Origin of the sequence: Anaerococcus sp. AGMB09787, assembly GCF_022808955.1 — a bacterium.
GTDB lineage: Bacteria > Bacillota > Clostridia > Tissierellales > Peptoniphilaceae > Anaerococcus.
Genome location: NZ_JAKZEY010000034.1, coordinates 1 through 21,866, shown reverse-complemented (window position 1 = coordinate 21,866; position 21,866 = coordinate 1). Strand labels below are relative to the sequence as shown.

At 36.0% G+C, this 21,866-nt stretch carries 9 protein-coding genes; 2 read left to right on the top strand and 7 right to left on the bottom strand.

The features are described 5' to 3' along the window. Positions 1 to 12 precede the first annotated feature (12 nt). Together MUN42_RS07060 and MUN42_RS07055 are read left to right on the top strand one after the other, a co-directional pair. Positions 13 to 1,983 carry an alpha/beta fold hydrolase gene (locus tag MUN42_RS07060; RefSeq protein ID WP_243343936.1) on the top strand — a complete coding sequence of 657 codons (1,971 nt, stop codon included), beginning with the start codon at positions 13 to 15 and terminating at the stop codon, positions 1,981 to 1,983. Positions 1,984 to 2,882: 899 nt separating this feature from the next. Continuing rightward, positions 2,883 to 9,956, top strand: coding sequence for a S8 family serine peptidase (locus tag MUN42_RS07055; RefSeq protein ID WP_243343934.1), 7,074 nt, complete (start codon positions 2,883 to 2,885; stop codon positions 9,954 to 9,956). Between the two features lie 269 nt (positions 9,957 to 10,225). On the opposite strand, the gene MUN42_RS07050 is transcribed toward MUN42_RS07055, so the two are convergent. From MUN42_RS07050 to MUN42_RS07020, 7 genes are all read right to left on the bottom strand, one after another. Continuing rightward, positions 10,226 to 10,486 (bottom strand): kinase to dihydroxyacetone kinase, encoded by a 261-nt coding sequence (locus tag MUN42_RS07050; RefSeq protein ID WP_243343932.1) that lies wholly within the window; start codon positions 10,484 to 10,486, stop codon positions 10,226 to 10,228. 10 nt (positions 10,487 to 10,496) lie between these two features. After that, complete coding sequence (locus MUN42_RS07045) at positions 10,497 to 11,606, bottom strand: toxic anion resistance protein (RefSeq protein ID WP_243343931.1); 1,110 nt, start codon at positions 11,604 to 11,606, stop codon at positions 10,497 to 10,499. After that, positions 11,599 to 12,744 (bottom strand): 5-bromo-4-chloroindolyl phosphate hydrolysis family protein, encoded by a 1,146-nt coding sequence (locus MUN42_RS07040; RefSeq protein ID WP_243343930.1) that lies wholly within the window; start codon positions 12,742 to 12,744, stop codon positions 11,599 to 11,601. Before MUN42_RS07040 ends, MUN42_RS07045 begins: the two co-directional genes overlap by 8 nt. Positions 12,745 to 12,789: 45 nt before the next feature. Next, positions 12,790 to 15,639, bottom strand: coding sequence for an insulinase family protein (locus MUN42_RS07035; RefSeq protein ID WP_243343929.1), 2,850 nt, complete (start codon positions 15,637 to 15,639; stop codon positions 12,790 to 12,792). A 103-nt stretch (positions 15,640 to 15,742) separates the two neighbouring features. Continuing rightward, positions 15,743 to 18,781 (bottom strand): type I restriction endonuclease subunit R, encoded by a 3,039-nt coding sequence (locus MUN42_RS07030; protein ID WP_243343928.1) that lies wholly within the window; start codon positions 18,779 to 18,781, stop codon positions 15,743 to 15,745. A 9-nt stretch (positions 18,782 to 18,790) separates the two neighbouring features. Then, a complete protein-coding gene (locus tag MUN42_RS07025; RefSeq protein ID WP_243343927.1) occupies positions 18,791 to 20,023 on the bottom strand; it encodes a restriction endonuclease subunit S in 1,233 nt (410 codons plus the stop codon). After that, positions 20,016 to 21,614 carry a type I restriction-modification system subunit M gene (locus MUN42_RS07020; RefSeq protein ID WP_243343926.1) on the bottom strand — a complete coding sequence of 533 codons (1,599 nt, stop codon included), beginning with the start codon at positions 21,612 to 21,614 and terminating at the stop codon, positions 20,016 to 20,018. Before MUN42_RS07020 ends, MUN42_RS07025 begins: the two co-directional genes overlap by 8 nt. Positions 21,615 to 21,866 lie beyond the last annotated feature (252 nt).

Genomic DNA, 21,866 nt, shown 5'->3' with positions numbered 1-21,866 from the left:
GTGAGGTTCATTATGGAAGAAAGAAAAAAATATACTAAGTTTTTGCTAGTTTCTTTGATTATATGTGCCATATCAATTTTGGGAGCATATTTTATAAGAACTAATGGTAAGAGTATAGATGTTAAAGATTTTAGTATAATTGATGGAAATGGACACAAAATAGCTGCAACAATGTATAAACCCAAAACAGCTACTAAAGACTCACCAGCTCCAACAGTTGCAACACTTCATGGAAGCTTTAATGCAAGAGAATCAGAATCTTTTATGTGCCTAGAACTTGCTAAAAGGGGCTTTGTAGCGGTAACTGTAGATTGTGATGGGCATGGAGATTCAGACAATTATAAAGAAAATCCTATGGATGCTTTCTTTTTAGTAACAGCAGAGCCAGGAGAAAAATTTGAAGACATAACAACAGCTCCTACATCTGGAATGGCACCAGTTATTGATTATTTATATAATTTAGATTTTGTAAGAAAGGATCAAATTGGGGTTACTGGGCATTCATTAGGTGGTAAAACAGCGAATTCAGTTTATGCTTATTATAAAATTCAAGAGTTTATGGGAAATCCTCAAAAAATATCTGCTGTATTTTTAGTAGGGAACCAACAATTAAACATAGATGGTAAATGGCAAGAAAACTTATTATATTATTCAAGTGTAAATAAAGAACCTATAAAAATTCCATATAACGTACATTATGGTGTTAGTGCAGGTCAATATGATGAAAACAATTATACAACTGAAGCTGGAGGACCTTGGAATTTTTATAAATCTGATAATGCAAGAACCTTTATAAATGAGTTAGATGAATACAATTTGAGCAATGAACAAAATGTTGAAATTGGTAAATTCTATAAGGGGCATGTTAATGGTTCTCAAGAAGAATTCTTGAGGGTTATTTATCAACCTAAAGAAATACATATGTTAAATCCATATTCTTTATCATCAAATAGAAATGTTGTTGATTTCTTTCAAACAGCATTTGATGCTCCAAATTTTATTCCAGCTCAATCACAAACTATATTGTATGAGCAAATATTCAATGCAGTAGGAATAGTCGGATTTTTCCTTGCTATATACGCATTTTGTAGAATACTTTTAACAAGTAAGTATTTTAATGTACTATCAGTTCAATCTATATCTGAAGTTTATAGACCTACAAAACCTAATAGAACTTCTGGGAAGATTTATTACTGGAGTTTTATGGTAATAGGATCGGTAATTCCAATATTATGGATGATTCCGCTAGCTATGTGGATAGGTAGCCATGCAGGAGAGGGATTTGAGACTAGATCATTATTTGGTACTATAATTTGGCCACAAGGAAATCAGCTAGAACAATCATTTTGGGTTGCTACAGCAGGAATATGGACCTTCTTATTATTTGCTTTAAGATTTAATTTGTCAATAAAGCAACAAGGAGTAAAATTTTCTGACTATAAACAAAATATAGGTATTAAGAAATTAGGAAAGACTTTACTTTTAGCTATATTATCTGTAGGATTCGGATATTTTATAGTTTTCCTTGGATCATTTTTCTTTAAAGGATATTTTGGTCTTTTAAATTGGGTAATAAGATTTCCGAATAAAAACACACTTTTAGTAGCTATAAGATATATACCTATATTTATATTCTTTTATATTGCTAATGCTTTTACACAAAATATTGGTCGTATGTATAAAGAAAGAGCAGAATGGAAAAATATGTTGTTGATGTGCTTTATAAATATCTTGGGACTATTGCTACTTTGGATTTATCAATATTTTACATTCTCAATAAGAGGAAAAGTTCCTTTAAATAGTGCAAGGGTTATGCAAACATGGAGTTTCTTTATAGTACAAAGTATATGCACTATATTTGCTAGGAAGTTGTACCTAAAGACAGGAAAAATCTATCTTGGATCATTTATCAATGCGATAGTATTTACAATGATATCATGTTGTCATACAATGACCTTGAATGTTAATACATGGTGGTTTTAAAATATTATAATATCGTCTAACTCTTATGAGTTACTAAAAATAAAAGCAAGCGAAATTCAGCTTGCTTTTAAAATTTATCTAAATATTAATTTTTAAAAATCTTCTAGCTTATTAGTATGATTTGATATATTTTATCATCATTTAAAAGCTAGATACGGGCTATTTTATAAATAAAACAATACTTAGGTATTAAATTATGTATTGATTTAAAATCTATATTGTAGTTTTATTTACACTTCAAAGTCCTTGTATTCTCCAGTATCGACGAACAAGTCCTTGTTTTCCCTCACAATAAAACATAGACAATGATATTTGACCATAAGAAATCAGTGATATTCAATATATTATCAAGTAAAAACATCGATTCTCCTTTCGTTTTGTTTTATCCTTGCTGTATTTTTTACAACAACAATATTTTACCATGAGGTTTAAGTTAATAAAAAAATATTAAAATAATTGCAAATTTTATAGGAAATAATTTTGTAAATAGCGTTTTTTTACAAAATCTCGCAAGTTCAAAACCCCTAATTAAGTCTACTATCTTAGATATAGCCCCCAGGTTAAGGCATAGCTAATAATTTAATTTTTTAATTAGACTAGAAGACTTGTAGTGAAATTCTCTTGTAGATGATTTTAAAATTATTATCTTAGTTTTTTATTATATTTTTTATTGGCTGGGTATTAGTCGATAAGGTCGACTTTTTGCATAGGTAGTGGTCTATTAGGAGGATATTTTTATTGATGCTTTTGCGAGGGAATGTGTTATAAAATTCTTATAAGAATACAAAAATGTAGTGATTTAACGTATATAAGTAATTCTCCATGTAAATTTTATATTAAGAACTTGCAAATGGTTTTTATATAGTATATAATATACCTAATTAGGAGGTTAAAAATACATGAAAATCAATAATTATAAGATACTGTCGGCTTTATTAGCTATCTCTATGCTTGCAACTCCAACAGCTAGTGCATTTGCGAGCACTAAAGACGATAATAATCCGAAAAGTACTGCTGATTCAGACAGCTTAAACATCTCTAAAAAAATAGATTTAGATGAGCTTGCTGAAACCAATAAAAACGAAAAGATAAGAGTAGTAGTAGAAGTTAAAGATGAATCAATTCTAGAGCAAGTCCAAAAAGAGGGCAAAAATGTAAAAGACCTAAGTGCAAGTGACTTAGAAAGTCGTAAGAAAGATCTAGAAGTAAAGCAAAATGAAGTTAAAGATGAAATCGATAAAAAAAATATTGAGATGACAGACTCCAAAGAAGGTAGTGAGGATGCAGGAGAGTCTTTTACAACTGTATTAAACGGTTTCTCTACATATATAAAGGCCAAGGACCTAGAGAAGGTAAAGAAAATCAAAAATGTAAAAGAAGTTTATCCAGTAAACGAATTTAATGCACCTCCTAGTGTACCAATGATGACTTCATCAAATGATATGATCGGCTCACCAACAGCTTGGGAAGTTGGATATAAGGGTGAAGGTATGGTTGTAGCTGTAATTGATTCTGGTTATGATGTAAATCATAAGGATTTCAAAATTACAGACCCATCAAAGGCAAAACTAAATGAAGAAAAGGTTGATGCAATTATAAGAGAACACAATCTTCCTGGAAGATATTATAATGAAAAATTCCCTTATGCTTACAACTATTATGATAGAACACATAATATAAAATCATCTGTATCAAACCACGGTCAACACGTTGCTGGAACCATAGCAGCTAACGGTGATCCAGAAAATGGAGGAATAAGGGGAGTTGCTCCTGAAGCCCAAATATTGGGTATGAAGGTATTCTCTGATGACCCTTTATATGCCACAACTTTTTCTGATATCTATGCCAAGGCGATAGATGATGCTATATCACTTGGAGCTGATGCAATAAATATGTCCCTAGGAGCTCCAGCAGGATCCTATGTTTATGGTGGCGTAGAAGAAGTGGCAATCAAAAAAGCTCAAGATGCTGGTATACTAGTTTCTATTGCTGCTGGTAATGAGCATAATACAATGACAGGTGCTGCAAACTTTGCAAATTATTTGGCTCACTCATATGCTCTTCCGCTTGAGAGTACAAAGGATACAGGAGTTTTAGGCTCTCCTTCACTTTATGATGACACTTTGTCAGTAGCATCTGCAAATAATACTAATGTTCATTATTATGCCCTCAAATACACTTTAAATGGTGAAGATAAGCAAAGCTCTTTAAACTACGCTGATGGATCACCTAAACCATGGGAGCAAGGTCTAAGTACTGTCAGTGGGGCAGATATAGCATATATAGATTCAAATAATAAGGGTGAAGGATCAAGTGCACCTGGAGATAAGGCTTCATTTGATAATCATCCAGAAGTAGCTGGAAAAGTTGTATTTGTAGAAAGAGGAAATACTTTTGCAGACACTATAGTAAATGCACAAAATGCTGGTGCGAAAGCCGTAGTAATATATAATAACGAAAGAGCAGACTCAGAAGTTCTAATCAATATGGCTGGTGGAGAATTAGCTAAAATTCCATTTGCTATAGTTGGTAGAAACGCTGGTCTAGAAGTTGTAAATAATTTGGATAAGGTGAGTATATCTTTCCCTGAGGAAATGTTAGAGTTTGAAGATGCTACAGGTGGACAAATTTCATCATTCTCATCTTGGGGTACAACGCCAAACTTACAAATAAAACCTGAGATAACTGCTCCAGGTGGAAATATCTATTCGACTGACAATGATGACGGATATGTAAATATGTCTGGTACATCAATGGCTACACCACATATGGCAGGTGCAACAGCCCTTGTATATCAAAGAATTCGAAACGATAAAAATGTATTTGGTGATGTAAAAGGAGCAGATATATCAAATCTAGCAAAAGCTTTGATGATGAATACTGCAAAACCTATGATAAATCCTAATGGTAACCTATATCTTGTTAGACAACAAGGTAGTGGAATGATGAACCTTGAGGATGCCCTAAAGACTGAAGTATATATCTTAAATAAGAAAGATAATACTCCAAAAGTAGAACTAGGTTCTTTCACTGATGATGAAGTTACTATGGAATTTACTATCCATAATAAGTCAACCAAGGCTAAATCTTACTCTATAAGTGGAGATGCACTAACAGATGCAGTAGCAAGTGATGAAGAAGGAAATAGCTATCTAATCGAAGAATCATTGCCACTTGAAGAAGCCAAATTCGATAGTCCTAGGAGAGTAGTAGTTCCTGCTAATTCAAGTAAGACTGTAAAAGTTACACTGGATATATCAAAATCTATAAAACTGGAAGACCTTAAAGAAGAATCATTTGTAGAGGGATTTGTAAACTTCAAATCACTAGATGGTGATAGTGACCTATCATTGCCATTCTTAGGCTATTATGGTGATTTTGAAGCTGGTCATGTTCTAGATGAGCCTGCTACAAATTTATTAGATGATGATAAGACAAATGATCCTATATTCACACAAACAGGATTAGTTACTTTTGACTTCCTTGGTAACACATACGATCCATTAACATATAATCCAGTATATATTAACTCTAATAACTTAGGTATGTATGAAAACTTCGTATTTAGAACAAGTGTCTTGAGGAACTATGACCATATAGACTTTACTATAGAAGATAAAAATGGAAATGTACTTAGAAATCTAGGTAGAAGTGAAGATGGTAGAAAAATTAATAGAATGGATCAAGGTGCATCACCTATTACCATGTTTGATGAAAGTATCTGGGATGGAAAAGTTGATGGCAAACCTATAGAAAATGGAAAGAGTGTATACTATACAGTTAAGGCTTACTTTAAGAAAAATTCCGATCCTCAAGTAATACGTTTTGAAGTGAAATCTGATACTAAAGAAGCTGAAATAGTTGAAGAAGCAACTTACAATCCAGAAAATAATACTGTAAGATTTAGAGCAAAAGATGACTTGAGTGGTATCTATGAAATCTTTATATCTTCTGCAGATAAATATGATGAAATATTGGCTGGTAATTTTTCTATTCCTTATATAGATATATATGGCGAAGATCAATTATCAAAAGTAAGGGTAGATGGAGATAGGTTTGATGGAGTATACGAGATCAATTTAGGCGAGAAATTCAAATATGATAGCAAATTAAAGATTGGCGTATATGATAAAGCTATAAATGTAAAACAAATTGAAGTAGAAAAACAAGCCTTGGAAAAAATCCTTGCACCTACAGTAGATGGTGGAAAAATCTTAAAAGATACAAATATAACAGGAAATGCTAATAGAGCAGATGCAGATGTTGTGCTAGAAAAAGAAGTAGATGGAAAGAGAGAAGAAATAGCTAGAGTAAAATCTAATGCTGATGGTAATTTCACATTTGAAATAAAAGACTTAACCTTAGCAGATGGAGATATCCTCTACCTCTACACTATAAAAGACGAAGTTAAATCATCAGAATCTAAATTTGTAGTAGGAGAAGCTCAACCAGCTCCAGAAGAACCTGCTAAAGAAGAAATTGTTGAACCTTCAGTGGATGGTGGTTATATCTTTAAAGATACAGACATAACAGGAGATGCATATAGAAAAGCTGCAGATGTTGTATTAGAAAAAGAAGTAGATGGCAATAGAGAAGAACTTGCTAGAGTAAAATCTAATGATAATGGAAAGTTCACCTTTGCAATAAAAGACCTAACCTTAGAAGATGGCGATATCCTATACCTATACTCTATAAAAGATGGTGTCAAATCACCAGAATCTAAATTTGAAGTAGGTAATGACCCTAATATAATGGGCTTTGGAGATCTTCAAATTGTTCTACAAAAACCTGACTTATTAGTTGGATATTCAACCAATAAGATAGAATTCAAAGGTACAGTTTATGGTTGGGATAATATTGATGAAATAAAATATGGTAATACAAACATCGACTTTGAAGTGAAAGAACATGAGCATGTTATCAATCCTCTAAAGGGCGAAGAAATGTACTATGGTAAAGTATATACTTTCGACCAAATTATAAATCTAGAAGATGGTTTCTATGATACACCTATAATGGTAATAGATAAGAAAAATGATAGGGAAAAAGGAATTTCAAGAAGGTTCTGGGTAGATGCCACAGCACCAGAGTTTTCAATTAATACCCCTGATAATATGGCTACAATTAGGAATGACTATGGTAGAGATATTACAGTCATAACTCCTGGGGATACTGTAAAGCTTGAATTAAACTTTAGCGATAATAATCCTATCGTTGACATAACAAAAGATGGATATAAGTTACAGTCATATGACATATCATCCTATACTGGTTATGACGAGAAAGGTACTCAAGGATCTATAAATGATATAATTACTCTATCCGAAGGTTCAAAAGAAATTACTAAAACATATACTGTAACAGATTTAGCTGGAAATAAATCAAGTATAAAGGTTAAAGTTGTAAGAGGAGACCTTCCTCTAGGCGGAAATGAAGAAGCTGAAGTAAGTGAAGCTCCAAGAATCATTGCCTATGATAAGTATGTCTTCGTAAATGAAAAAGTAGACTTACTAGATGGAGTAAAAGCATACACCAAGGATAATAAAGAAATTTCCGATAGAGTAAAAGCTGATCCAGAAAGCATAGACACATCTAGGCCAGGAACTCATACAATTAAATATTCAGTAATAGATGACGAAAATAAATCTGCCAAAAAAGAAGTTAAGGTATTTGTTGTTGATAGAGAGAATAATACGTTAAACTTTACAGAGCTAAACGAGAACCTTAATAAAGCACAAGAAGACGAATATAGCGAAGAAAATTTAACTACAAAATCCTATAAGAATCTAAAGAAGGCTATAGAAGCTGCTAAATATCTTTTGAAAATGGATTCTAAGGGCTTAAGCCAAGGTGATATAGACGATGTTAATGAAGAACTAGAAAAAGCCATAGAGAATGCAGTAAGTGTTGAAAAATTAAAAGATGATCTAGCTTTTGCTAAAGATATAATAGAATACAATTCTGATGGCTACAAGAAAGAGAGCATAGATAAACTAAAAGAAGCTATATCTAAGGCAGAAAAACTTCTTGAAGAAGGTGATGCTACTCAAGATATGATAGATCAAGCTGATGATGCTTTGAATAAGGCTATTGATACACTTGAACAATTTGATAAGGAAAGTCACGAGAAACTAGCAGATAAGCAAGAGCTTGAGAAAATAATAGCTGACTATGAAGAAAAACTAGCTAATGGTTATTTTGATGGCTACACTGACGAATCTGTTGAAAACTTGAAAGATAAGATTAACAAGGCAAAAGAAGCTTTGAACAATCCTAATCTAAGTCAAAAAGAAAGTCAAGATCTAATCCAAGAATTATTTGAAGCTTTTGTAGACCTAGAAAAAGCTAAAGAAGAAGTTGAAGTTATAGTTGATAAAACTAAACTAGAAGAACTTTACAAGCAACTAAGTACTCTAGACCTAGAAGGATATAGTGAGGATAGTGCTAATAAGCTTAAAGAAAAACTTGAAGCAGCAAAAGCTATTCTTGAAAACGAGGATGCAAGCCAAGAAGATGTAGACAAAGCATTTGAAGAACTAAGAGAAGCTTACTATACACTTGAAAAAGTGGAAGAAAAAGTAGATAATACAAACCTATTAAACGTATATAATAATATAGTTGAGGATATCAATTCAGGTAAGTTAAACTTAGATGACTATACAGAAGAGAGCGTAGAAGAATTTAACAAGGCATTAGAAGAAGCTGACAAAGCTTTAGATAGTGAAGATATAAGCCAAGAAGAAATAGATCAAATATTATCTAAGCTAATTGAAGCTAAGACTAACCTAGAAGAAAAAGAAGTTATTGTAGTTGATAAGACTATCTTGGAAGAAGTATATGGACAACTAATAAATAAGGATCTTGAAGGTTACTCTGAAGAGCTTGTAAATGAATTTAAGAATGCCCTAGCTAAGGCTAAGGAAGTCATAGATAATAATGAAGTAAGCCAAGAAGAAGTAGATGAGGCTGTTGAGGCATTACTTGTAGCAAATGATAAGGTAAATGCAGCAGAAAGAAAAGAAAATACAATAACTGTAAATAAACAAACCTTAAAAATAGCAATTGATTTTGCAAGTAAATTCTTGGAAGATGATTCATACACTGAAGAATCTTTAGAAGCACTAAAAGCAAGTATATCTGAGGGTAAAGCACTTTTGGAAAAAGAAGATGCAAGCCAAGAAGAAGTAGACAAAGTAGTTGATAAAATAAGAGCTAGCGTTGATAATTTAGTGAAAAAACCTGTTTTAGACAAGACTCTTCTTCAAGATATACTAAAAAAAGCTAAAGAGGAACTAAAGAATCTAGACGATACTCAAAAAGAAGCTTTAGAAAAACTTATCAAAGAAGCTGAAGATTTACTTGCTAATGAAAAAACAAGTCAAGACCAAATAAATAAAAGCTTTGAAAATATCCGTAATGCCTTAGATAAAAATGAAAAAGAGAAAGCTATAACAAAATTAAAAGATTTAATAAATGAAGCTAATAAAACTATAGCTGAAAATCAAGAATCTCAAGAGGATATAGAAAATCTAGAAGCTAAAATTAAAAAAGCTGTTGATATCTTAACAAATAATGATGCTAATCTTGATCAAATTAGTAAGGCTAGTGAAGATTTAGAAGAAGCCTTAGAAGACTTTGTAAGCAAATTAAAGGATAGTAAAAAAGATCCATCAGAAGTAAAACCAGAGCAACCATCAGACTCTGATAAGGAAGAACCTAAACCAGTGGACCAACAAAAACCTGGCAAAGATGATGAAGATTCTAAACAATTAAATGAAAAATTAGAAGAGCTTAAAAAGTCTATTTATGAAAATAAGGTTGCTGCAGCTGCAGCTAGATATCTACTTGAAAATACACCTCAAACAGTTGAATCAATCAAAGGAGATTTAGAAAAACTATTAAAAGAATCTGAAGAGCTAATAGAAAAAGCTGAAAAAATTCTAAAAGCCTACGGCATTAGTTCAGATAATTAAATCTTCTAAGATAAGTAGAAATTGCAAAATAGTGGCAATAATAAATAAAACTATTAATAATGGATAATAAAAGATAAAAATTATTGATAGATTAAATTCCCATCCTATAATCATATATAAGTGTATAATTAATCATTAAACACTATAAACTTATATAGCCACTAATTTTCAGACAAAAATTGACCGTCCCTAGTTAAAGGGGCGGTTTTTTGTAGAAAAAAGCTAGCTTATAAGAAAGTTAAACCCAGCTCTCGCCGGGCTTGTTTTTCTTAGCCTTGGAGGCCGTCTGCTTGTCTTTGCATATTTTCTATTACTACATCGTGGATATCGCCTAGGCTTGCTGCGTATTCTAAGACTTCCCATGGTTTGTTTGAGTGGAAGTGGATCTTGATTAGTTCCTCATCTCCTACAGCAAGGAGGCTATCTCCTTCTAGGTTTTCTGTAATGTAGTCGAAGATTTCGTCTTCGTCTAGATCTTCACCTGCTATTAGCATTTGGCAGTCGAATTTGAATTCTATTGTTTCACTCATATCTATCTCCTTAGTTTTTTAACTTAGTTTTTAATTCATTTTCCAAAGATTGGATTTCGGCTTGGGCCAAGTCTCTCTTGTTCTTACCTTCGATTTGGATATTCCTAACCTCTTCGATTGTTTCGATTAGAGCCTGGTTGGTATGCCTTATCGTATCTAGGTCTATAATACCCCTCTCGGTAGCTTTTGCAGTTTCTACAGTGTTTTGCCTTAGGGTATCTGCGTTTTTCCTTAGGAGGTCATTGGTAAGGTCTGTTACTCTTTTTTGGGTTTCTAGTGCTTTGTTGGTATGGTTCATACCTAGGGCTAGTACCATTTGGTTTTTCCATAGGGGGATGGTGTTTACTAGGGTTGTTTGAATTTTCTCAGCCATAATTGAGTTTGAAGATTGGACCATCCTAATTTGTGGGGCCATTTGGATGGATACCATCCTAGTTAGGTCTAGGTCGTGGAGCTTCTTTTCAAAGCGATTGGCTTGGTTTTTAAGGTCATTTATTTTTTGAGCATCCAGAGGAAGATTTGATTCCATTGCCTTTTTTTCAAGTGCTGGTAGGTCTTCTTGGTAAGTACGCTTTAGCTTCCTATTGCCTGCCTCTATATACATAGAGATTTCTTTGTAGTATTCTTCATTTAGGTCATACATTTGATCAAGCATAGAAATGTCTTTCATTAGGGTTATTTGGTGGCCTTCTAGGATTTTTGTAATTTCATCTATGTTTTTCTCAGCACTTTGGTACTTATTCTTTATGGAGTCAAGTTTATTGGTAGTTTTCTTAAAGAAGCCAAAGGGACCTGATGACTCTTCTTCGTCCATATACTTAATTGATCCTATCAATTGGTCAAGGAGCCCGCCTATTTCACCAAGGTCCTTATTTCTTACAGAATCTAGGGTTTTTTCTGAGAATTTTGAGATTTTCTTTTGGGCACCTGATCCATATTGGAGAATAATATTGGTATCTTCTATGTCAATTTTTTGAGAAAATTCATCTATCATTTTCTCTTCGTCTTCTGAAAATTTAACATTATTCTCTATTAGTTCTATCGACTTTTCTTCTCCAATCTTATCTAGGTTTTTATCGTCTTGGTTTGATCCATCTAGGGTTAATTTGATATCACTCATCTGTGTTCCTCCAATCATCTCCTAAGTAGCCTTCTTGGTTTAAAAGAAGACTTATTGTATCAATTTCTGTCTTAACATCCATGGTCCTATCCTCCAAAAGATCGCTCTTTATGTTGGAGAAGGCTTCGCCTATATCTTTGATTGACTTATTAATATCTTCCTTGGACTTAGAAAAGGCATCATCATCAAGACTAAGCATCTCAAAATCCTTGTAGGAATCGACAAGCTTGATAGATGTTGGAAGATAGTAGGTAGAAAATTTGCCAAGCCCATAGGCCTTGTCCGGATACTTATCAATAATCTTCAAAATATCTGAAGCATTGTCCACAAGCTTTGCAATATTTTCCTTAAATTCTGCATTTTTTATATCTTTTTTTAGTGAAGCTAACTTGTCCAGACTACTTAGAGATTCTTCAATAATTTCCATGGCCCTTTGGGCATTTATATCCTCTGCTGTAAGCTCAACTTCTTCCTCTTCGTGATTAGCTAGGGTCTTCTTTTGGTAGGATGGAAGCTCACTTAGCTTTTGCTTATAGATCTTAAAAGTTGGTATGTCTAGGATAAAAAACTTGCCATCCTCTACTATCCTAGCTTGTTTAAAGTAGCCATTTTTCATCATATGGACTAGGTCGCTTATAGTTTCCTTTTCGCTTTGGTTGACTCCACTAGCGAGGTCCCTAATTGGAATCATTGTATTTGTCCCTAGCTCCCTCAAAAATCTAACATAGTTATTAGAAAGCTTCTTTAGGTAGGCTCCCCTCTTCCAAAGAATAGTAGGGACTATAAGGGTTCCTAGTATAGACAATACAAAAAATAATATATAAACTAGGTTCCAATAATCAAAGAATTCAAAAAAGAAGATAAAAGACAGGCTTCCTCCTATGATGTAACCAAAGATGGCAAATACTGTATAGAGTATGCCCTTTTCCTTCTCGGGTGGCTTTTGGGCGCAGACCTTGGGATTGCGGGTTTGGGGGAGGTCCTTGAACTTAAGCGACTCATCAATCTTACTTATTGTACTATTGACTGAAGATTTGATTTTATCTCCAATTTTGTCAAAGGGAATGGATTTAGCTTTTGTATTCAATTCTTGGTAAAGGTCTCTAAGGGACCTAGTTAATTTATCTTTATCTGACATAATTTCTTCCTTTTCTTAATTATATCATACCCGACTTAAAATATGTTAATTATTTATATCAATAATTTTATCAAACTTATCTTTTTTCTTAAGGATTTGTTCCCTATTACCAAAGATTGTATAGTTTTCTGCTTCCAAGGCCTTCCTGAAGTATGGAGCTAAGGCTCTGATATCCTTAAGGCTTGTAGCCTTAACTTCTCCTAGGATTTCTGTTGTGCCCTTATAGGACTTATCCTTGTAGGCTATGAAGTCCACTTCGCCCTTTTGCTTAGGGGAGATAGGTCTTAGGAAGCTTCCCATGGTTGAGATTTGTTGGTTTTCAAAATCCCTTTGGTCGATTTCAAGCTCTTCTGTTATATTTGCTATTTTCTTGAAGTTCTCGAGGGTTAGGTCAATATTAGGGTCCCTATAAGAATAGGCTTGGAGGATGAGGGTCCTAGTTATTGACATGCCAGCTCCGTAGGCGCCACCCTTTGCTCTTATTAGCTCATAGAGGTAAGGGTTGGATACTATAGATGATGCGATGGCAAGGCTACCTGTAAATTCTCTGAGGTCATCTCTAAGGAGGGTAGTTTGTGAGCAGTAATTTACAGGGGCATCTGTCAAGACTGCTTCCTTGATAGCCCTTGGTTCATAGGCTATTTCTACCTTAGACCTTATATCTCCTAGCTTATCTAGGTTTTCGCTTAGCTTATCTTTGGCAAAGTCTAGGTCATCTCCACTAGCTGTGATATTTATACTTACCTTCTTGGTAAAGATATTAGCATAGACTTCTTCTAACCTTGACCTAAAGCCTTCGAAGTCAGCCTCTATATCCTTTAGGACCTTCTTTACAAAGAGGTAGTAGGAGATACCAGATACTTCTTCCTTGATATAGTTTAGCCTATCTATGTGGGACTTGGCCCTATTTATGGCAAGGACATGGCCTTGGTCATACATACCTGATTCAAAGATAGACTTAGCCATCCTGAGTAATTCTGCTATTCTTTCCTTGTTGGTAAAGATAGAGTTGGCTGCAAAGTCCTTCACAAGTCCCATAGCCTTATCAAAATCTTCCCTGCTTGTAGTAAAGGATACCTTGAAGTCCCTCTCAAACTTATCTTTATCAAGCTTCAAAATATTTATATTAAAGTTTAGGGAGGCAAGGTATTGCCAGAGGATATCGTCTATATCCTTGTAGGAAATATTTTCTGTATCTATAGCTCCAAGAAGCTCACTTAGGATAGCCAGATATCTCAAATCGTCTAGGTCGAGGTGGTCTACATTAAAGTAGGCACTCACATAGATAAGACCAGAAGTAGGGAGGTTATGGAGGACGAATTCGAAGTCATCTCCTATAACCTTTCTTGGTATAGGGGTAGTTGTAGTAGGGACATCCTTGATATCAAGTCTTGGAATGGTCGCCTTTTCTTCTTCTGTATTGACCCTATTTTGGTAAGCATCTAGCTTATCGAGGTCACTCTTTATAGTTTCAAGGTCTTCTTGGCTCATATTTTCATTGGCAAGCTCTAGCCTCTCATTAAAAGCAGCCACTTCCCTTGGTAGGATCTCTTCACTAGGCCTAGCTACATGGACAAGCTTGGTCTTATTGTCTAGGAAGTGTTCTTTGACAAAGTCCTCGTAATAGCTTGTTCCTATCAAGCCCCTCAACTCATCTAGGACATCCACTATCCTAAAGACATCGAGGAGGTCGCCATCAAAGTTCATCATAAAGAAGTAATTTAGTCCCCTAGATGTAGAATTGAGGCTCTCCCTTTGAGAAAAATCAAAGGTCTTGAAGGCTGACTTGAGGCTTTGCTCAGAGATCTTCTCGCTGGCATCCCTTAGGCCATCTTCTATAATATTTACAAAGTCATCTACCTTGCTAGCAGAAGTCCTTTGGGCTTGGATAATTATGGAAGATCTTACTCCATAGCCTACCCTACCATAGAAATACTCAGGATTTAACTTCTCAACAACCTCTCCTCTAATCTTAGAAGAATCCATATTAAAGAGGGTATTAGTCAGGATATTGAGGGTTAGATAATCCTTGATATCTAGGGCGCTAGTAGCTAGGAAGGCATAGGTCAAATAATCACTATCTTCTTGGACTTTAGATACTGGATAGGCTCCCTCAACTACATCCTCATAATAATTTTCTTTAACATCAATAGAAAAATCTAAGTCCTTGTAGTCATACTTGCTCAAATATTCCTCATCAATAAAGTCTAGGAAATAATCAATATCCAAATTACCATACAAATATATTACGGCGTTGGATGGGTGGTAGTGGTTCTTATAAAAATCTATAAACTCTTCATAAGTTAGATCTGGTATATCCTTAGGATCTCCACCTGATATATACTCATAAGGACTATCCTTAAACAAAAGAGCATTAATATCGTTGGCAATCTTACTTTCACTATTAGTGAGGGCTCCTTGCATCTCATTGTAGACAACCCCACTTATGCCAGAAATCTTATCCCCCTCGAGATTGTAGTGCCATCCCTCTTGGTCCAAGATTTCCTTCTTTTCAACTACACAAGGATTAAAAACTGCATCTAAATAAACATCGACTAGGTTTCTAAAATCCTTATCATTCTCACTAGATACAGGGAAAACTGTCTTGTCAGGATAGGTCATGGCATTGAGGAAGGTCTGTAGGGAAGAAGAAGCCATATCCATAAAGGGATCCTTGGTCCTAAACTTCTTAGATCCATTGAGGACACTATGTTCCATAATGTGGGCCTTGCCCTTAGAATCATTAGGTGGTGTCCTAAAACCTATACCAAAAGTCTTATTATCATCATCTGCCTTTACATAAACAAGCTTAGCCTTAGTCTTCTCATGCTCATACAAATAAGCTTCAAGGCTCAATTTATCAAAATTTTCTTTATTAAGTAATTTATAAGTCATAATTCCTCCGTGTTTCTACTACTATACTACTAAAATACAAAGCTAATAGCTAATAAAAATACACACAATAGGTGGAGAAGGGTAGTTAATATTTCTCATGCACCTAGGACTTGTAGGGTTCTATGTCTTCTTTCATAATGGTAGATATCTTCCCCCTTACATATTTCTTGGCCTTGAGGGGGTTCAAGTCTTGCTCTTTTTTGACCTGGTCTATATCGGCATACTCTAGGAGGTAGTTGCCATTATCATTTTCCCTCTTATAAATCTTGGCATAGTAGTCTGCCTTATCGTAGGGGACCTTAGTTTCCGTGGCAAGCTTAGTAATTCCTTGTTCGTACATACCATAAACTATATTATCCATATATCGACCCATATCGACATCCTTATACTTACTAGGATCAGCCAAGATCTCATTTGTAACTTGCCTGTAAAGGTCGATTTTCTTTGGGTTGGACTTGCTCGCCTTCTCCAAACTCTCCCTCAGCTCGATAAATTCCTTGGACTTCTCCCTTTCATCCCTCGGTAGGTCTAGGCCCTTTTTGCTAGCTATATTCATAAGCCTATTGAGGTAGGAGGAGTCAATCTCATCTACCCCTACTGTAAGGGTTTCATAGCCTATATCAAGGAGCTTATCATCTTCAACTTCCTTATCGCCCAACTCTTCTCTAATCTCCTCGATAATATTGACATACTTGCCATTGTATTCTTCTAGGGCCTTGTAGGAGAGGTCATATTTCTTAAAAAATTCTTCTTCATCATACTCCCCATAGACCCTGATATTGGCGAGGGCCTTATCTAGTCCCTGAAAGGCCTTGGCGAAGGCCATTTTTTCATCTAGGGTCTTTAGCTTATCCACATCAGAAGGGCTTCCTACACATTCATTAAAGCTTGCGAGGGCATTTTCAAAGATGGCTAGGCTCTCATCAAAGCTAGGCGCCTTGATGTAGTCCTCTCCACCGTTAGAGTAGAGGGAGAAGGCCTCTTCAACCCTTTGCTCATAGATTTCTGGAGTTTGGAAGGTTACGATTTGCCCGTAGGTCTTGTAGGAATTATAGATTCTATTAGTCCTAGAGAAGGCTTGGATTAGGTTTTGAGGGGTCATTGGGGCCCTATCTATAAACAAGAGGGCAGTAGTAGGGGAGTCAAAGCCCGTAAGGAGCCTATCGACTACTATAACTAGGTCAACTTGCTCAGACCTTGTTCCATAGAGGGACTTCTTCCTAGCAAGCCTCTCATTGAGGTTAGAATTGTAGGCCTTGACCTCATCAAGACTAAAGTTTGTTCCAAAACTTTCATTATAATCTGCCAGAGCCTTCTTCATTTTTTCCTTGTTAAGGCCAGTTTCTTCCTGGTTTTGGGCTATGGAATAGGTAATAGCGACCTTAGGGAAATCTGGCATAAGCTTTCTGACCTTATCGGATATCTTTATATCAAGCCTACCTTCCTTCAAGTCACAAAATAGCTCATAATACCTCTGAGCCTTTTCTATAGATGATGTAGTGAGGATAGCAGAGAAGGTCTTGCCTGGACCCCTATCAAGGCCAAACTTTAGCCTAGACTTGTTGACTATAGTGTCAATCACCTCTACCATATGGGCATCCTTCTCATAATACTTCCTATCGATAAGACTCTCCAAATAAGCCCTGTCAGAATTATTAAAGTCTATATCAGGATCCTTAGTCTTTATAATATCGTAGAAATCATCCTCGCTAATAGTAGACTTATACTCAAGTTGAAAACCAAGGACTGCCTTATCTTCGATGGCGTGCCTTACAGTATACTGGTGGAGGCAGTCGCCATACTGCTCCTTTGTGGTACGGGCGAGATTACCGTAAGCCTTCTTTTGATTTTCTGCAAAAATTGGTGTCCCAGTAAAACCAAACCATCGTGGCCTATTAAAAAACCTATTTATCTCAAGCTGCTTCTCGCTAGATACTGCCCTGTGGCACTCATCAACTACAAAAACCAAAGAAAGCTCCCTTAGCTTCCTACAAGTCTTGCTATCCTTCTTTCCCTCATACCTCTTGATAAGGTAATTTAACTTTTGAATAGTAGTAACAATTACAGACTTCCTATCATCAATCAGCCTACTAACAAGCCCCCTCACATTGTCCGTTTCATCTATATCTACAAAATCTCCCTTGGCATAGGAAGTAAAGGCTCCACTTGTTTGATTGTCAAGGTCGACCCTGTCCACTATAAAAACAGACTTGTCCACCATAGGGACTTCGAGGAGATTATTGGCAACCTTGTAGGAAGTGAGGGTCTTGCCAGAACCAGTAGTATGCCATACATAGCCACCAGAGCCAGCCTTGAAGGCATCCATCACAGCTCGGATAGCGTGGATTTGGTAGGGCCTTAGGATAATCAAAGACTCATTATCATAGTCCAAAACCGTATACTTAGACACTAACCTGTGGGCAGCAGGGATAGTAAGTACAGACCTCGCAAAGGACGAGAGGTCTTCGATAGGATTATTCTCCTCATCAACCCAACGGGATAAGAACTTGGCATTGAGCCTATCATGGCTTGCTGGGGCGATATACCTGGTATTGGCACCATTAGATACCACAAACATCTGACAGGCAGAATAAATCCCCCTAAACTTACCCTCCCTAACATATTCCCTAATCTGATTAAAGGACTCCATATAGCCCACAGCCCTTGACTTTAACTCGATATGGATTAGGGGCAGACCATTAATAAGGAGGCTTACATCAAACCTAGAATCACTATCCATGGGCCTAATCCTTGGAGCCTGATACTGGTTAATAATCTGATACACAGACGTACCTCCTGCTATATCCCTATTATCTAGGATTAGGAGCATGACCCTTCCCAAGGACTGATCTTCCCTTTGGACGCTGACCTTAACCTTGCCATTTTCCCCACGGAGGGCCTTGGCAGCCTCAAAAAAGGACGGAAAGCTTAGTTGGTTTTTGACCTGGGCAAACTCCTTGTCCGTTAGCCTATTCTCCTTGAGGATAGCCTTGTTATTCTTCTCGATAATATCCCTCAGATTATCCCAAAGCTTCTCCTCGGTATTTAGCTCTGGGTGGTAGGTCCAATGGCCAGATTGGACAAGGAAATCTATCAAATTTTCCTCTAAAAATCTCTCCTGACTTATATCTACAATAGCCATACAAACTCCTTAAACAAACATCTTCTGTAAGAGGGCCTTCTTCATGCCCTTTAAGTCCTCCAAATACTTCTCCTCGCCCTCGATTAACCCATCAAGCTTCTTGAAAAAATCCCCGATCTTTTTTTGCTCTGGGAGGGAGGGGAGGGAGACTGTAATTTCAAGTAATTTTTTCCTAGATATGTTATACCTAGATATTCCTTGTGCTAATACTTTTATCTGTTTTCTAGTTGCATCACTTCTTAACTCATAAGCGATAAAGTGATTGTCTAATTCTCTATTCGGTCTTAATCCAAAACAGAAACTATTTAAGTAAATATTATCAATATTGAAATTCCGTACCGAAGACATACCTACCTCTTCGGGAGTTTCTGAAGATGAGTTGAAAAGAATGTCTCCGTTTTTCACAGTATTTTGATTCTTATCAATTTTTACTTGTCCTAATTTATTTTTATCTGAAATGGGATTATATAAGACATTAGAAAATTCTATAAATTTTCCATCTCCTACACCAAAATCGTCTTTATTTTTACCAGATAATCCACTATATGTTTCTCCAATTTGTCCTAATTTAATTTTTTCCCACTCCCCATCAAAACCAGGGAATCTTATTTGGGGGATTTTTTCTCCCTCCCTAGGGAAGATTTTTTGGAGGAGGGACTTCTTTAAATTTTTATAAGAGTCGACAAGCTCTGCCTGCTCCTCAATCAAAGCATCCACCTTCTCAAACAAAGCCCCAATCTTTTCTTGCTCGGTTAGAGTAGGGTAAATTATCTTGGAATTTTTAATATCATTATTTTTAAGGTGTGATATTGTAGCACCTTCAGCTTTGGATGATAATTCTTTTTTATTTGAACCGTTTGACAAGCTAATTGCTAAAAATAATGAATCTAATCCATTAGGTTTTATTATATTTAAATCACCGCCAATTATAACACCAGCATTTTTTATTGTAGAGGCTATTGATATATCTTCTGGAGTTTCCCCAGAGGAGGGGATTATTACTTCTCCACCATTACTTATAACTGAATTATTTTGTAAATTCGCATATGTTTTTACATCATCTATTAAATATTTGTGATCGGTATACATACTCCCGTATAAAATTATAGGATTTCCTTCTTCTATAAGATCTGATTTAGTATATCCTCTACCTTTGGAGAATGATGCTAAGTTTTCTAGTTTCTTCTCTTCCCACTCCCCATCAAAGCCCTTAAATCTGATTTCAGGTATTTTCTTAGTCATTGCTAGCTCCCAATAATTTTAGGAAGGCTGCTAGGTCTTTTTGGCTTTCATCATTTGTTCCTACTAGGTTTTGTAGGTCTTCTATGATATCAGCCCTGGTCATCGCTAACTTCTTTTTGCTATCGGCAAGGTCTTTGCCTATTTCATCAAGGGGGATGGCTTCTTCTTCCTCGAAGGTATCCACATAGCGGGGGATGTTGAGGTTGAAGTCATTTTCTTCTATCTCTTCGAAGCTTGCCAGGTGGGCGAACTTGTCCACATCCTTTCTTTCTATATAGGTCTTGTAGATCTTGTCTATATTTTCTTCTGTTAGGATATTTCTAGTACCAGACTTCTCGTATTGGTCCTTGGCATCTACAAAGAAGACTGATCTATCCTCTTTGTTTTTCTTTAGGATCATTAGGATGGTAGGGATAGATGTGTTGTAGAAGACGTTTTGTGGGAGACCTATGACCCCATCTATGGATCCATTTTCTAGGAGTTTTTGTCTGATTTTTCCTTCGGATGCCCCTCTAAAGAGTGGCCCATGGGGGAGGACTATGACCATGACTCCATCGTGTTTTAGGTGGTAATAGCCATGGAGGAGGAAGGCCATATCGGCCTTGGACTTTGGAGGGAGGATGCCGTAGGAGGCAAACCTAGGATCATCGAGGAAGCCCTTGTTGGCAGAGTACTTGGCTGAGTAGGGTGGGTTCATAAGGACTGCATCGAAGGCAGTTGGTTCATCTACCGGCCAGTCTTCAGCCAGGCTATCTCCATAGGATAGGCTTTGGGATGCCATAGGGATGGAGTGGAGGATCATGTTCATCCTAGCGAGGTTGTAGGTTGAGTTATTTTTTTCTTGACCGTAGTAGTGGATGGAGTCTCTCTCATTGGAGTATTTTCTAGGGTTAAGGAGGAGAGACCCTGATCCCATGGTTGGGTCAAAGACTGTAAAGCCTTTGAGGTCTTCCTTGCCTTCCATGGCGATTCTTGCCATAAGGGATGATACTTCTTGAGGGGTGTAGAATTCTCCAGCCTTCTTGCCAGATTCTGTAGCAAATTCTCCTATCATATATTCGTAGACATCGCCAAGGACATCCCCTGTGTATTTGGATAGGTCGAGGCCTGATAGCTCCTTCATTACCCTTGATATAGTTTCGTTTTGCTTTTGGAGGGATGAGCCTAGGCGTTTGGAGTAAAGGTCTACATCTTCAAAGAGGTTCTGGAAGGCTGGGGAGGCTTGTTCTATTTCGCTAAAGCCTTGGGCCAGGTGGTCTAGTTCAAATTCCTTGGAGTCGATTTCCTTTAGGAAGTGGGTATAGGTTAGCTGAGGTTTTATTACATAGGAGAATTTGTAGGTCAATTCTTCGATTAGGTCTTCCCCATCTTCGCTATAGTAGTATTTTCTATATTCATCGTCTATTTGATCGAGGGTCGTATCCTTATCAAGTTCTAAGAGTTCTGCCACTTCTTCCAATTGGATATCTGATAGGTACTTGTAGAAAATAAGCCCTAGGAGATAGGATTTATATTCGGAAGCATCCATATTGGAACGCAAGATATCAGCAGAGTTCCATAGTCTTTGAAATAATTCATTAGCAAGCGTCATATCTGCTCCTTTTTCTTTGGTATATATTATAATTTTAACATTTAGTGGGATTAAAAGCCAGAAAAAAGGGACTGACCCTATAAGGACCAGCCCAAAATCCGGAATATTGATGGAGGGGTTTAGTACCATAAATAGTGTAAGAAAGAAAGTAATTTCTATCTTGCACTATTTTTTGTATAATGAAGACGTAGTATGACGAGGGGGTTTAGGGTTAAAATATCCGTCATAAAAACTGTCAACTACCTCTTCATA

Coding starts and splice junctions, on each gene's coding strand:
- MUN42_RS07045 (WP_243343931.1), bottom strand. CDS start 11,606: ATGAGTGATATCAAATTAACCCTAGATGGATCAAACCAAGACGATAAA.
- MUN42_RS07040 (WP_243343930.1), bottom strand. CDS start 12,744: ATGTCAGATAAAGATAAATTAACTAGGTCCCTTAGAGACCTTTACCAA.
- MUN42_RS07035 (WP_243343929.1), bottom strand. CDS start 15,639: ATGACTTATAAATTACTTAATAAAGAAAATTTTGATAAATTGAGCCTT.
- MUN42_RS07030 (WP_243343928.1), bottom strand. CDS start 18,781: ATGGCTATTGTAGATATAAGTCAGGAGAGATTTTTAGAGGAAAATTTG.
- MUN42_RS07025 (WP_243343927.1), bottom strand. CDS start 20,023: ATGACTAAGAAAATACCTGAAATCAGATTTAAGGGCTTTGATGGGGAG.
- MUN42_RS07020 (WP_243343926.1), bottom strand. CDS start 21,614: ATGACGCTTGCTAATGAATTATTTCAAAGACTATGGAACTCTGCTGAT.
- MUN42_RS07055 (WP_243343934.1), top strand. CDS start 2,883: ATGAAAATCAATAATTATAAGATACTGTCGGCTTTATTAGCTATCTCT.
- MUN42_RS07060 (WP_243343936.1), top strand. CDS start 13: ATGGAAGAAAGAAAAAAATATACTAAGTTTTTGCTAGTTTCTTTGATT.
- MUN42_RS07050 (WP_243343932.1), bottom strand. CDS start 10,486: ATGAGTGAAACAATAGAATTCAAATTCGACTGCCAAATGCTAATAGCA.